This is a genomic window from Methanobacterium veterum, from assembly GCF_000745485.1.
Lineage (GTDB): Archaea > Methanobacteriota > Methanobacteria > Methanobacteriales > Methanobacteriaceae > Methanobacterium_D > Methanobacterium_D veterum.
Genome location: NZ_JQJK01000008.1, coordinates 148,989 through 163,531, shown reverse-complemented (window position 1 = coordinate 163,531; position 14,543 = coordinate 148,989). Strand labels below are relative to the sequence as shown.

10 protein-coding genes are annotated in these 14,543 nt (G+C 33.9%); all 10 read left to right on the top strand.

The features are described 5' to 3' along the window. Nucleotides 1–19 precede the first annotated feature (19 nt). The 10 genes from EJ01_RS00885 (at nt 20) to EJ01_RS00840 (ending at nt 14,489) form a co-directional block, all read left to right on the top strand. Nucleotides 20–565: a DNA-directed RNA polymerase gene (locus EJ01_RS00885; RefSeq protein ID WP_211251406.1), complete on the top strand. Its 546-nt coding sequence runs from the start codon at nt 20–22 to the stop codon at nt 563–565. Next, nucleotides 565–747, top strand: coding sequence for a transcription elongation factor subunit Spt4 (gene spt4, locus EJ01_RS00880; RefSeq protein ID WP_048080048.1), 183 nt, complete (start codon nt 565–567; stop codon nt 745–747). The genes EJ01_RS00885 and spt4 overlap by 1 nt, the downstream gene beginning before the upstream one ends. 25 nt (nt 748–772) lie before the next feature. Continuing rightward, nucleotides 773–1,276, top strand: a complete 504-nt coding sequence (locus EJ01_RS00875) for a GTP-dependent dephospho-CoA kinase family protein (protein WP_048080047.1) — start codon at nt 773–775, stop codon at nt 1,274–1,276. Nucleotides 1,277–1,291: 15 nt separating this feature from the next. Beyond that, nucleotides 1,292–1,600, top strand: a complete 309-nt coding sequence (locus EJ01_RS00870) for a 30S ribosomal protein S24e (RefSeq protein ID WP_048080046.1) — start codon at nt 1,292–1,294, stop codon at nt 1,598–1,600. 3 nt (nt 1,601–1,603) lie between these two features. Next, entirely contained in the window at nt 1,604–1,759 is a 156-nt protein-coding gene (locus EJ01_RS00865; protein WP_048080045.1) for a 30S ribosomal protein S27ae, read from the top strand. Between the two features lie 72 nt (nt 1,760–1,831). Beyond that, the gene (argH, locus tag EJ01_RS00860) at nt 1,832–3,235 is read left to right on the top strand and encodes an argininosuccinate lyase (RefSeq protein WP_048080044.1); all 1,404 of its coding nucleotides are present in this window, start codon (nt 1,832–1,834) and stop codon (nt 3,233–3,235) included. A gap of 404 nt (nt 3,236–3,639) precedes the next feature. Beyond that, nucleotides 3,640–8,376 (top strand): PAS domain S-box protein, encoded by a 4,737-nt coding sequence (locus tag EJ01_RS17720; protein ID WP_052375725.1) that lies wholly within the window; start codon nt 3,640–3,642, stop codon nt 8,374–8,376. 51 nt (nt 8,377–8,427) lie between these two features. Then, nucleotides 8,428–8,910: a response regulator gene (locus EJ01_RS00850; RefSeq protein WP_048080043.1), complete on the top strand. Its 483-nt coding sequence runs from the start codon at nt 8,428–8,430 to the stop codon at nt 8,908–8,910. 15 nt (nt 8,911–8,925) lie between these two features. Further along, entirely contained in the window at nt 8,926–10,788 is a 1,863-nt protein-coding gene (locus EJ01_RS16235) for a PAS domain S-box protein (RefSeq protein WP_052375724.1), read from the top strand. Nucleotides 10,789–11,168: 380 nt separating this feature from the next. Then, complete coding sequence (locus EJ01_RS00840; RefSeq protein ID WP_048080042.1) at nt 11,169–14,489, top strand: PAS domain S-box protein; 3,321 nt, start codon at nt 11,169–11,171, stop codon at nt 14,487–14,489. Nucleotides 14,490–14,543 lie beyond the last annotated feature (54 nt).

Sequence of the window (14,543 nt, the reverse complement as noted above, 5' to 3'; positions counted from 1 at the left end):
GGGAGTTTAATTGTATTTAATATCAAAAATTGAGGATACTGTAAGAGTTCCACCGACATTATTTGATGAACCACTGGAAGAAATAGCATTTGAACTTCTAAATGAAAATTATGTCGGGATGATTGACAAAAAGCTTGGTTTAATGGTTACAGTAAAAGAGATTGAAGAAATAGGCATCGGCCGGGTTATAATGGGCGACGGTGCAGCATATCATAACGTCACTTTTACAGCACTATTTTTCAAGCCAGAGCTACAGGAAATTGTAGAAGGAGAAGTTATTGAAATAACTGAATTCGGAGCCTTTGTCAGAATGGGACCAATGGATGGTCTGGTACACGTATCACAGGTTACTGATGACTACATAAATTACGATTCAAAGAGAGGAGCATTGCTTGGAAAAGAATCCAAAAAAACTCTTGAAGAAGGAGATAAAGTCCGTGCAAGGATTGTAGCTTTAAGTCTTAAAGGAAAATCCTCCAAAGAAACCAAGATAGGCCTTACAATGAGGCAACCTGGCCTTGGAAGACCTGAATGGATTGAAAAAGAGAAAAGGAAGAAGAAATAATGGTTACAAAAGCTTGTACAAGATGTCATAGGCTGATGGAAGAAGAAAGATGTGCCATATGCAATATACCATCTTCAAAAAACTGGAGCGGTTTTCTGATAGTACTTGATCCAGAAAACTCAGGTATTGCACAGGAACTTAACATAAATCTTCCCGGTGAGTATGCCTTAAGAGTCAGATAATTTTATAAAAGATTCAGGTTAAAATGTGTTAGTACTTAAAGAAGAAAGTAGGGGAATTTTTAAAAAACCATTTGGTAAACTTTACCCTGCTTTGTGCGAGGTAGATCGAGATTTTCTTGAAAATCATTTCATAATCTCAATTGGAGATGCTACCACAAACAATGTTTTAAATGCAGATATAATACCTAAAATTGGTATTATTGATAATAAAATTGAAAGAGAAATTTCTAAACATAAAATTGAGTATAATGCAATCACTTTGAATGTTGACAATCCACCAGGGACAATAACAGATGAACTCTGGGAAACCATAAAAAAAGCTAAACATCTTGCTACCGCCGAAGAATCTAATGTTTTAATAATAGTAAATGGTGAGGAAGATTTAGCTGTGATTCCTTGTGTTTTAATGGCCCCTGAAGATACTGTAATTTTATATGGGCAACCTGGAGAAGGTCTTGTGGTTGCTGAAGCTGATAAGATAAGGGATATAGCAAAAAAAATGCTGGATCACTTTGAGAAAAAGGTTTAACAAGGAGGTTAAATAATGGAAATCGAAATTAAAGAAAAAATTGAAAATCCACTTTTAAACAGAACTGAAATACACTTTGACTGCACATACGCTGGAGAAGCTACTCCAAAAACTTTAGATATTAAAAATAAACTTGTCGCACTACTCGATGCAGATAAAAACCTTTTAGTGGTTGATAAAGTTTTACCTAAATTTGGAGAAGGTAAAGCTGAAGGATATGCAAAGATCTACGACAACGAAGAAAACTTAAACAAAATTGAAACTAAACATGTTTTAGCTAAAAATCAGGAACCTCAAGAAGGCGAAGAAGCAGAGGAGGAATAACTAATGAAAAAATGTGACCTTTACGAAGTTAAAGATAACAAACTCGTTAGAAAAAACCCTGAATGTGTAAGATGCTCACACGGTGTTTTCATGGCAGACCATGGAGACAGATACGCATGTGGAAAATGCGGTTACACACAGTGGAAAAACAAAGAATAATATTAAACTACACTCAAAACCCAAAAATATGGGTTTATTTTTATTTTAATTTATTAAACAGGGTGACATTTCTTGAATTTAAGATCTGGACGACTTAAGGGAAAGATGAGCGATGAAGCTGCATCTTTTAACTCTTCTTTAGAATTTGATAAACGCATTTTTGAAGCCGATATTGAACTTAACACTGCACATACTACCATGCTTGCAAGGCAAGGAATAATTCCTGAAGAAACAGCGCAAAATATCTTAAAAGCGCTTAAAGACCTTAAAGAAGAAGGTATTGAAGCTCTTGATCTTGATATTTCAGTTGAAGACATCCATATGGCTGTTGAAAATTATGTAACTTCTAAAATAGGTGCAGATGCAGGTTACATGCATACCGCTAAATCAAGAAATGATCAGGTAGCTACAGATCTTAGACTGGTTTTAAAGGAAGAAATTAAATTAATAGGTAATTCTATACTCCGCTTTATTGAAGAAATTCTTGACATGGCTGATGAGCACAAAGAGACTATTTTTGTGGGTTACACTCACCTACAGCATGCTCAACCAACTACATTTGCACACCATTTGCTTGCCTATGCTAATGCACTGCGAAGAGATTATGAAAGACTTATGGATGCATATAAAAGAGTAGATATGAATCCGCTTGGTTCTGCAGCTTTAACTACAACCAGTTTTCCTATTGATAGGGAAATGACTACAAAATTACTTGGATTTAGTAGAGTTATGGAGAATTCAATTGATGGTGTGAGTTCAAGGGATTTTATTGCAGAAACTGTTTTTTCTCTTTCAATGATGGGTTCTACAATCAGTAAAATATGTGAAGAGCTTATAAATTGGAGTACTTATGAATTTGGAGTAATTGAGATTGGATATGAATATTCTTCAACATCTTCAATCATGCCTCAAAAGAAGAATCCTGATATTGCAGAACTTGCAAGGGCAAAAAGCGCAGTTCTCACCGGGGAATTGATGACCATTATGACTATTTTAAAAGCGTTACCCTACAGCTATAATAAAGATTTACAGGAAGTAACTCCTCACCTTTGGAACTCTGTAGATACGGCTAAAGCCATACTCAGTATAATGAATGGCATGTTATCAAGTATCACTGTAAATAAGGAACGTGCAGCAGAACTTGCAAAATCTAATTTTGCCACTGCAACTGAGCTAGCAGATATACTGGTACGTGAAAAAAACATGCCTTTTAGAACAGCCCATAAAATAGTTGGTCGGATGGTTACGAAAGCTCTTGAGAGTAAGGTCTCTCTTGATGATATTGATTCGAAGTTTTTAGATAAAGTTGCCCATGAAATAATGGGTAAATCATTAGATCTAAATGATGAGTCAATAAGGAAAGCTCTGGATCCATATGAAAATGTAAAAGCAAGGACTGTAATAGGTGGATCTTCTCCTGAAGCAGTTGAAAAAGTTATTGTCAGTCTAAGAATCTTCTTAAATGAAGAAATTTAATTTTTATTTTTTTGTCATTTTTAAAATTTAGTAATATACTGTAAAAAATGTTAGTTATGTTGATAATCATTTATTTTCTTAAATAAATACTTTATCAACTGGTAGATTTTCACTTAAATTAATTTCACAAATTATTTATGGAAAGATGTCTCAATTATACATAAATTTTATAGAAATAATGAATACCAATAAGTTATAATTCTTGGATTTAATTAGGATATATAATAACTAAAGGTAAAACCTTCAAAGTCTATAAGACTTAAACGTCATAGAAAAAGTTAAAATGGATAAACAATGCATTTTAATAACTATCTACTGATTACAGAAACTAATTTTAATTTTATTTTGGTAAATATCTGCAGTTAATTAACGTGATCTACAAAACTTAAATGACAGGATATAACATGAACACTAAAGGAAAATTGATTAAATCTTTTTTAGGAAATATTGAAGGATGGAAATCAGTTTTAGATTCATCACCAGATCTTATAATTATTTTAGACACTGAATTTAACATTATTTGGGCAAATAAACCAATGTCAATGGTCATACGAAACCAAAAATCTTCGAAGGTTTTAAATAACTCTCAAAATTCGTGTTTAGAGCTGAAATGTTTTGAAGTTATCCATGGTATTAAATCTCCAATTTCAGGCTGTCCTCATGCAAAAATGATGCAGGACTGTCATGAGCACAGTCAAGAGATAACTGATGAAAATTTAGGTGGACATTTTCTTACTACCGTTTCTCCAATAAAAGATGAGTCTGGAAATGTGCTGGGAAGTGTCCACATTGCCCGTAACATCAATGAGGATAAAAAAGCAAAAGAAAACATTCAAAGATTGGCAGACGTTGTGGAATCTTCAGATGATGCTATTATAACTAAATCATTTGATGGGACTGTTATGAGCTGGAATATAGGGGCAGAACAAATTTACGGTTATTCAGCTCAGGAAATTATGGGGAAACCTATTTCAATATTGGAACCACCTCAACTTCGCAGAGAAACAAAAAAATTGATTAATAAAATTAAAAATGGAGAAAAAGTTGATCACTACGAGACACTACGGTTAAAAAAAGATGGTGAACTGATAAATGTTTCAGTAACACTTTCGCCTGTTTTCAGCGCTTCTGGAGAACTGGTTGCTATTTCAACAATTGCTAGAGATATAACGGAGAGAAAAATGGCTGAAAAACAGAAGCAAGAGTTGTTAGAGCGAACACAACAGTTTGCTGAAGAGTTAGAAGTCTCAAATGAAGAACTGCAGGTTACTACTGATGAACTGCAAACTGCCAATCTCGAATTACAGGCTACAACAGAAGAACTACAGGTTTCCAATGAAGAACTGCAGGATACCACAGAAGAACTTCAAGCTGCTAATGAAGAGCTCAGGCAGCAGGGAGATGAACTGCTACAAATTAATAAATCATTACTGGAGAGTGAAGAACGTTTCCGAGCTCTTGCAGACAATATTCCTAACCTTGCATGGATGGCAAATGCAGAAGGATGGATATTCTGGTATAACAAGCAGTGGTATGATTATACCGGCACAACGCTGGAAGAAATGCAGGGATGGGGCTGGCAGAAGGTACATCACCCAGATTACATTGATACTGTAACTGAAGAATGGTCTAAGAGTATCAAAGAAGGAAAGCCATATGATAACATGTTTCCTTTAAGGGGTAAAAACGGTAAATATCACTGGTTCCTTACAAGAGTTATACCAATCCATGACGAACAGGGCAATATTCAGCGCTGGTTTGGTACTAATACTGATATTACTGAACAAAAAAGGGCAAATGAGTTAATTTTATGGAATCATGGGCGTAATGAACTCCTAGCAGAGGTTTCCAGCAGGCTGCTGACAAGTGAAAACCCACAGGATATCATCGATGACTTGTGTTATAAAACCATGGAATTTTTAGAATGCGATGTATTTTTCAATTATTTAGTGGATGAAGAGAAGGGATGCTTGCATTTAAATGCTTATTCTGGAATCCCTGAAGAAGAAGCAAAGAGAATTGAATGGTTAGATTATGGAGTAGCTGTCTGTGGATGCGCAGCCCTCGAATCGCGCAGAATAGTCTCTGAAAATATCTTTGAAACACCAGATACAAGGACAGATTTGGTAAAAGGGTATGGTGTACAGGCATACGCATGTCACCCCCTATTGATAGAAGGGTTAAGTATAGGTACTCTTTCATTTGGTGCTAATTCTCGCGCTTATTTCACAGATGAAGAACTGGATTTAATGAAAGCTGTTGCGGATCAAATTGCAATTGCTATGAATAGGCTCATTTCAAATAGTATTTTAAAAGAAAGTGAAGAAGCTGCTATTCAAGTTAAGAAGGAATGGGAACACACTTTCGAGGCTGTACCTGATTTAATATCTATATTGGACACTGAATATAAAATTATTCGTGCAAATAAGGCTATGGCAGATAAATTTGGTATAACTCCTGAAGAGTGTGTTGGCCTGGCCTGTTATGAGATTATCCATGGAACTTGCGAACCACCTTCTTTTTGCCCGCATAAACTATTAATTGAAGATGGACTTGAGCATACAGAAGAAATCTGCGGGGACAATTGGGGTGGTGATTTTCTTGTAAGTGCTTCCCCGCTCTATGATTCTGAAGGAAGGCTTCAGGGAAGTGTTCATGTCGCGCGTGATATTAATGAGCGTAAAAGAAAGGAAAAAGAACTTAACAGGCTTAATAAAGCGTATATGGCACTTGGTAATAGTAGTCAGGCTATGATACGTGCTAAAGATGAGTTAGAGTACCTTGAAGAGGTATGCCGAATTATTGTGGAAGACTGCGGTCATTCCATGGTATGGGTAGGTTATGCTGATGAAGATGAAGCTAAAACTGTTCGACCAGTAGCATATTCTGGATTTGAAGAAGGATACCTTGAAACGTTAAATATTACATGGGCAGATACTGAACGCGGCCGTGGTCCAACAGGAACTGCCATTCGTACCGGAAAACCAAGTGCTTGTAAAAATATGTATTCAGATCCAAAATTTGCCCTCTGGCGTGAAAATGCAATTGAAAGGGGTTATGCATCTTCACTGGTTCTACCTTTGAAGATGTATGGGAGAGTTTTTGGTGCACTAACCATTTATTCAACAGAACTGGATTCCTTTTCAGATGATGAGGTTAAACTACTGACAGAATTAGCTGAAAACCTTGCTTATGGAATAAATGTAATCAGGTTGCGTATATCACGTGAACAAGCCGAGGCTGAATTGAAGGAAGCACGTGATAATCTGGAAATTCAGGTTAAAGAACGCACATTGGAGCTAGAAAAAGCTTATGAGTCTTTGAAGTTTGCTAACAATTATAATCGTAGTTTAATCGAGGCTAATCTTGATCCTTTAGTTACTATTGGTCCTGATGGTAAAATTACTGATGTAAATTATTCTACAGAACTTGTAACTGGATATTCTAGAGATGAGATTATAGGAACTGATTTTTCAGATTATTTCACTGAACCTGAAAAAGCTAGAAATGGGTATAAAGAGGTATTTCGAGAAGGCTGGGTATTTGATTATCCATTGGAAATTAAAAATAAAGATGGAAATGTGACCCCTGTTTTATACAATGCATCGGTTTACCGAAATGAAGATGGGGACGTAATCGGTGTTTTTGCTGCTGCACGTGACATTACAGAAATTAAACAGGCAGAAAAAGAGATTAAAAGACAGGCAGAATTACTTAATTTAACCCAGGAAGCTATTATAGTTCGAGATATGGGAAATAAGATTCTATTCTGGAACGATGGCGCTGTAAAAATATATGGTTGGAATGCGGAAGAGGCTAATGGTAAAATTACTCATTCATTACTCAAAACTGAGTTTCCACTATCCTTAAAAGAGGTAGACGAGGAATTAATTAATAACGGCCAATGGGGTGGTGAATTAGTACACACAAAACGTGATGGCAGTCAAATCACCGTACTAAGCCGGCAGGTACTTAAGAAAGACGAGAAAGAAAATCCTGTTTCCATTTTAGAAATTAATTCAGATATCAGCGAACGTAAAAAAATGGAAGAAGAGCTCGAGTTTGCAGGTAAATATAACCGTAACCTGATTGAAACCAGTTTAGACCCATTTGTTACTATTGGCCCCGATGGGAAGATCACCGATGTAAATGGTGCTACAGAGGCAGTTACTGGTCGCGCTCGAGATGAACTTATTGGCACTGATTTTTCAGATTATTTCACTGAACCTGAAAAAGCAAGGGAAGGATACAAGCGGGTGTTTAAAGATAGATGGATAATTGATTATCCCCTTGAGATTAAGCATAAAAAGGGACACATAACTCCTGTTTTATATAACGCTTCAGTCTATGAAGATGAATCTGGAAATGTAATCGGTGTTTTTGCAGCAGCACGTGATATAACTGAACGTAAAAAAGCTGAAAAACTGTTAAAATTGAAAATAGAAGAGCTCGCCCGTTCAAATGCAGAACTGGAACAGTTTGCTTATGTATCATCCCATGATTTACAGGAACCTTTAAGGATGATTGGAAGTTATTTGCAGCTTTTACAAAGGAGATATTACGGCGAACTTGATGATAAAGCTGATAAATACATTGATTTTGCAGTAGATGGCGCTTCACGTATGCAGAATTTAATAAATGATCTTTTAGAATTCTCTAGAGTGACCACTAGGGCCAGAGAATTTGAATCCACAGACTGCGAATTGGTCTTAAATCAAGTTTTATCTAATTTGGAACTATCTATAAAAGAAAGTGGAGCTGTTATATCTCATGATCATTTACCAATTATAATGGCTGATTCTACTCAGTTAGCCCAGGTATTCCAGAATTTAATCAGCAATGCTATAAAATTCCACAGTGAAAAAACACCAGAAATTACTATTTCCGTCCGAAAAGAAGATAACAACTGGATACTTTCAGTCGCTGACAATGGAATTGGAATTGATCCAAAACACGGTGAAAGGATCTTTGAAGTTTTTAAAAGATTACATAAACGAAGAGATTATCCCGGAACAGGAATAGGGCTTTCAATTTGTAAAAAAATAGTAGAAAGGCATGGAGGACATATATGGGTAGAATCAGAACCGGGTAAAGGTTCAATTTTTTATTTCACGCTACCTGTAGGTCATATCAAAAATTAGTAATTATTAAGTATTATTCAAAATTTTTCTATTTACAAAAAGGTGTTATAAATGACAATTAAACAAGATACAACGGCAAATCAGACAGTTAAACAAATAGAAATTCTTTTAGTAGAAGATAATGAAGGCGATATTGGACTGGTGGAAGAAGTTTTCCAGGAAGCAAAAATTATGAATAATCTTAATATTGCAGAAGATGGGGAAGAAGCTATGTTATTTTTACATAGGAAAGGAAAGTTTTCAAATGTTCCAAGTCCAGATATAATACTTTTAGATTTGAATTTGTCTGGAAAAGATGGACGTGAAGTTCTTAAAGAAATAAAAGAAGATAATGAGCTTAAAAGAATACCTGTAGTCATTTTAACCACTTCTAAAGCGGAGGAAGATATACTTAAATCATATAATCTTCATGCTAATTCATATATAACCAAACCAGTTGATTTTGATCAATTTATAAGAGTAATTAAGTCTATAGAAAATTTCTGGCTGGATATAGTAAAATTACCTTCAAAGGGCAATGGTTCATTCATGTAAGGATGGTTTAAACCTATGGATAACACTGAAACTATTAAAATATTACTCTTTGAAGATAATCTTGGAGATACGGGCTTAATTGAGTTTATGCTTGAGGAATCTACTGATTTTTTATATGAACTTAAAAACGTTGAAACATTAAATGAAGGTCTTAAAATCCTTAAATTCCAATTATTCGATGTAATATTGTTAGATCTAGGCCTTCCAGATAGTGATGGTATTGAAACGTTTATTGAGGTAAATAAAAAATGTCATGAAACTCCTATTATAATTTTAACTGGATTAACTGATGGGAAGACTGGAATTAATGCGGTTAAGATGGGAGCTCAAGATTATCTTGTTAAGGGGCAGGTAGAAAGTACATTGTTAGAACGTTCTATTAAGTATTCAATTGAACGTAAAAAAGCTGAAGAGAAAATTCAGATATTTGCAAATATTGTTGAGTCATCGGACGATGCTATCATAACTAAATCGTTTGACGGCACTGTTATAAGTTGGAATAGGGGAGCAGAACAAATTTATGGATATGCGGCTGATGAAATAATCGGAAAATCTATTTCTATCCTAGAATCAGATATATTTAAGGGAGAAACAAAGAGATTAATTGAAAAGATTAAAGATGGAGAAAGAATCCGGCATTATGAGACTTTAAGGCTGAGAAAAGATAACAGTTTGATCAATGTTTCAATAACACTTTCTCCAGTTTTTGATACTTCTGGAGAACTTGTTGCTATTTCAACTATTGGTCGAGATATAACTGAACGAAAAAGGGCAGAAGAAGAGCTTAAACTGGCAAATATGTATAATCGTAGTTTGATCGAAGCCAGTTTAGATCCTATGGTTACTATTGGTCCTGATGGAAAGATTAATGATGTAAATTATTCTACCGAGTTAATCACGGGTTATTCTAGGGATGAACTTATTGGCACTGATTTTTCAGATTATTTTACTGAACCTGAAAAGGCCAGAGAGGTTTACCAGCAGGTTTTTCAGGATGAAAAAGTGTTCAACTATGCGCTTGAAATCAAACATAGAAAAGGACATATAACCCCTGTTTTATATAATGCATCGGTCTATCGTGATGAGTCTGATGATATTATTGGTGTTTTTGCTGCTGCGCGTGATATCACAGAAAGAAAACAAGCAGAAGAGAAACTTAAGGAGATCATAGAAGAACTTGAACGTTCTAATTATGAATTACAGCAGTTTGCATATATCACCTCCCATGACCTTCAGGAGCCGCTTAGAACCATTGCAAGTTATACTCAATTAATTGAAAGACGTTACAGAAATAAACTGGATGATGATGCAGATGAATTCATTGATTTTATAGTTGAGGCTGCCATACGCATGAAGGATATGATCCAGGGTCTGCTTTATTATTCTCGTGTTGGTACAAAGGGTGGAGAATTGAAGTCGACGAATACTGAAGAACTTCTTGAGATAGTTTTATATAATTTAAATGCTGCAATTAAAGAGAATAATGTTACAGTTACTCATGATAAGCTTCCTGCAGTTGTTGCAGACGAAGGGCAGCTTATTCAGCTTCTCCAAAATTTAATTAGTAATGCTATAAAGTTTAAAAAGGACGATGAATATCCTAGGGTCCATATTTCGGCCTTTGAAGGTGAAAATGAATATATTTTTTCAGTTGCAGATAATGGAATAGGAATAGAACCTCAGTACTTTAACAGAATATTTGAAGTGTTTAAAAGGCTGCATACAAGTGTTGAATATGAAGGAACTGGAATTGGATTATCAATCTCTAAAAGAATCATAGAAAGGCACGGCGGTAGAATGTGGGTTGAATCAGAAGCAGGTAATGGATCTATCTTTTATTTTACAATTCCATTCATCACTGAATCCATTAAATCTTAAACTTAGCTATTAATTGTTTAATTCAATACAACATAGCAAAACTTAAAAAATTAGCTTTGTTGCTTATTTTTTAACTATAGTTTAGTTTATTTTTTAAATCTATGATTTAAGATTAAACTGGAATATATGCATTTTAATTTGTAATTTTTGTAAATCAATGGAGTTCAATTTAAATTTAAAAGCAATCTGTTCTTTTAGGAAATATATAAAAAATTTAAATGTAATTTTTATATAATAACTTAAATTAATCTTAGGGATATGTTAAATAGTATTATAAATATTTCTAATTTGGTTAAATAAAAAAACATAACTATAATGATTTAGTAGAGATATACCATATGAACTTTAATTTAATGGAAATTAAATGAAAGGGGAATTCCATGTCAATATTGATTGTGGAAGATGAAGGAATTACAGCTTTAAATATTAAGAACCTGTTAGAAAATTGGGGGTATGAAAACCCTTTAATTGTGTTGTCTATTAAAAATATCTTTCAAGAGGTAGCAGAATATAAGCCTGATTTAATTTTAATGGATATCAACCTCAATGAAGATATAGATGGGATTGAAATTGCAAAGCAATTACAAACTGATTTTGATATTCCAGTTATATACTTAACAGCCCACAGCGATGAAGTGCTGGTTGAAAGGGCTAAATTAACAGAACATTATGGATATATTATCAAACCGTTCAACGATGAAGAATTGAGAATAACTATAGATCATGCTCTTTACAAGCATAAGATGGAAATGGAATTGAAGAAAGCCAATAAACATCTGCAAATTGAACTGGAAAAGAAAGAAAGTATTGAAAAAGAGCTTAAAAATAGTGAAGAGAAATTTAGGGGTATTGTAGAGCAGTCCTATGACGGTATAGCTCTTATTGGCGAAAATGGATCAATAATTGAATGGAACCATGGAATGGAAAAAATTACGGGGGTTAAAGAAGAGCATATTCTGGGAAAAACAATATGGGATATGCCTGATGAGTTATACCTTAAAGAAAAATCCCATGAGTTATATAATCATTTTGAAAAAGATGTAATGGGATTTGTTGGGAGTAAAAACAGTAGTTTATCTGGTAAATTATTTGAAGGGACAGTTACAAATGTAGATGGCTCAATAAAAGCTGTACAGATAAGACATTTTCCTATCAAAACAAATAATAAACGAATAGTTGCAGGTATAGCACATGATATTACAGAACAAAAAAAGATGGAAGATGAACTTAAAACAGCAAAGACTAACTTGGAGTTAAAAATTAAGGAACGGACTCGAGAACTTATAAAATCTAATGAAGAATTAAAAAAAGAAATTATCGAGCGTAAAAATGCTGAAAAGGCCCTTACAAAATCAAGAAACTTTCTGGATAAAATTATAAACTCAATTGCTGATCCTGTTTTTGTTAAGGATAAAAGGCATCGGTGGATACTTTTAAATGATGCTTTCTGTAAATTAATGGGATACCCCCGGGAAGAACTTTTAGGAAAATCAGATTATAACTTTTTATCTGCGCATGAAGCTAGTATTTTCTGGGATAAAGACGAAGAAGTGTTTAAAACAGGTATTGAAAATGTAAATGAGGAAGAAGTTACAGATTCTGAAGGTAACGTGCACACTTTAGTCACTAAAAAGACTTTGTACTCTGATAATTCTGGAGAAAAATATCTTGTAGCTGTTATTCGGGATATTACTGAACTTAAAGATGCTGAAAATACAATTAAAAAGTCAGAATCTTATTATAAAACCATATTTGAGAATACTGGAGCAGCGACATTTATTGTTGAAGAAGATACCACCATATCTCTTGTGAATGCAGAGTTTGAAAAGATTTGTGGATATTCAAAAGAGGAAATAGAAGGTATAAAAAGCTGGAAAGAATTTGTAGCTCCTGAGTATCTAAAAAAAATGGAAGAATACCATAATTTCAGACGAATTAATCTGGACAGGGCTCCAAAAAAATATGAATTCAAATTTGTTGACAGGTATGGTAACATTAAAAATGTTTTAACAACTATGGATATAATATCTGGGACTAAAAAAAGTTTAGCATCTCTTCTGGACATAACTGATAAAAAAACAGCTATAGATGCTCTGCGTGAAAGTGAAGCTCGACTTAAAATTGCTATGGATATGGCTAAGTTAGTACATTGGGAATATGATGTTGATTTGGATTTATATACTTTTGATAATCAATTTTATAGGTTGTATGGTACTACTGTGGACCGTGAGGGCGGATCACAGATGTCTTCTAAGGAATATGCCAAAAGGTTCTTGCCTCCTGAAGAATCCCATATGGTAATGGAAGGCATAGCTGAAACTTTAGAAACGGACGATCCTAATTTTTCTAAAAAATCTGAACACTCAATCATAAGGGCTGATGGTGAAAAACGTTTTATATTGGTCCGTTGTGAGATTGTAAAAGACGCAGAAGGTCGAACCATTAAAACTTACGGCGTGAATCAGGATATTACAGAACTTAAAATGGCTGAAAAAGAAATAGAAGAGAATCTTAAAAAATTAGACGTGCTCAATAGGGTGATTGTAACTGCAAATAGTTCAGATAATCTTCAATCGCTTTTGAAAGATATTTTGAACCTTGTTTTGGAATTTATGAATTTTGAAGTAGGTGCAATTTATTTAATTGATGAAAAGGAAGGAATGGCCAAACTAGAACATTTTACAGAAGATGTAAATAGTTTTAGTATTGATAACATTAAAATTGATGATTATCCATTCAGTAAGGTATATATCGAGGGATTGTCCCTTTTTGTAGACGATTTTGATGAAATCCCTCCTGAAAACTTAAAACCCTCAAATTTTGAGTCACTTGCAGTAGTTCCAATATATTCAAAAGAAAAAATTATAGGATCTTTTAATATTTTAAGCAGAAATAAACATTATTTCACGCAAAAAGAGAAAGATATCATTAATTCTATAGGGGGGGAAATAGGAAGTACAATTTCTAAGTTGGTCACTGAAGAAAAAATGAAGAAATTAATAACAGAATTAAAGCGTTCCAATGATGAACTTCGCCAGTTTGCCTACATTACTTCTCATGATCTTCAAGAGCCCCTTAGAACCATTGCAAGCTTCACGCAACTTTTAGAGCGGCGTTATAAAAATAAACTTGACAGTGATGCTGATGAGTTCATTGATTATATAGTTGAAGCATCAATACGAATGAAACAGATGATTCTTGATTTACTTGAATATTCAAGGTTGACAAGGGTAGAAAAAAAATGTGAACCATTAAAAATTGAAGATATGCTTCTTAATATCTTTGATAATCTAAATCTCCTAATTATGGAGAATAAAGCTCAGATTACCTATGAAAACCTTCCTACCGTGTTTGCAGATGAAAGTCAGCTCTTTAGAGTATTCCAAAATCTAATTGAAAATGCTATAAAATTTAAAAAAGAAAATGAAGACCCTCAGATACATATTTCAACATATTTTGATGAAAAAAATAAAGAACATGTTTTCAGCGTGTCTGATAACGGCATTGGAATTGAAGAGCAGTATTTTAATCGTATTTTTACTCTATTTCAGAGGTTACATACTCGGGAAGAATATGAAGGAACTGGAATTGGATTATCAATCTCTAAAAGAATCATTGAAAATCACGGCGGTAAAATGTGGGTTGAATCAGAATATGGTAATGGGGCGACGTTTTATTTTACTATCAAGAATAAATCTTAAAAATATTATCTGGATATAACTCCTTCTTTTAATATTTGAATTTGCATTAAGCTC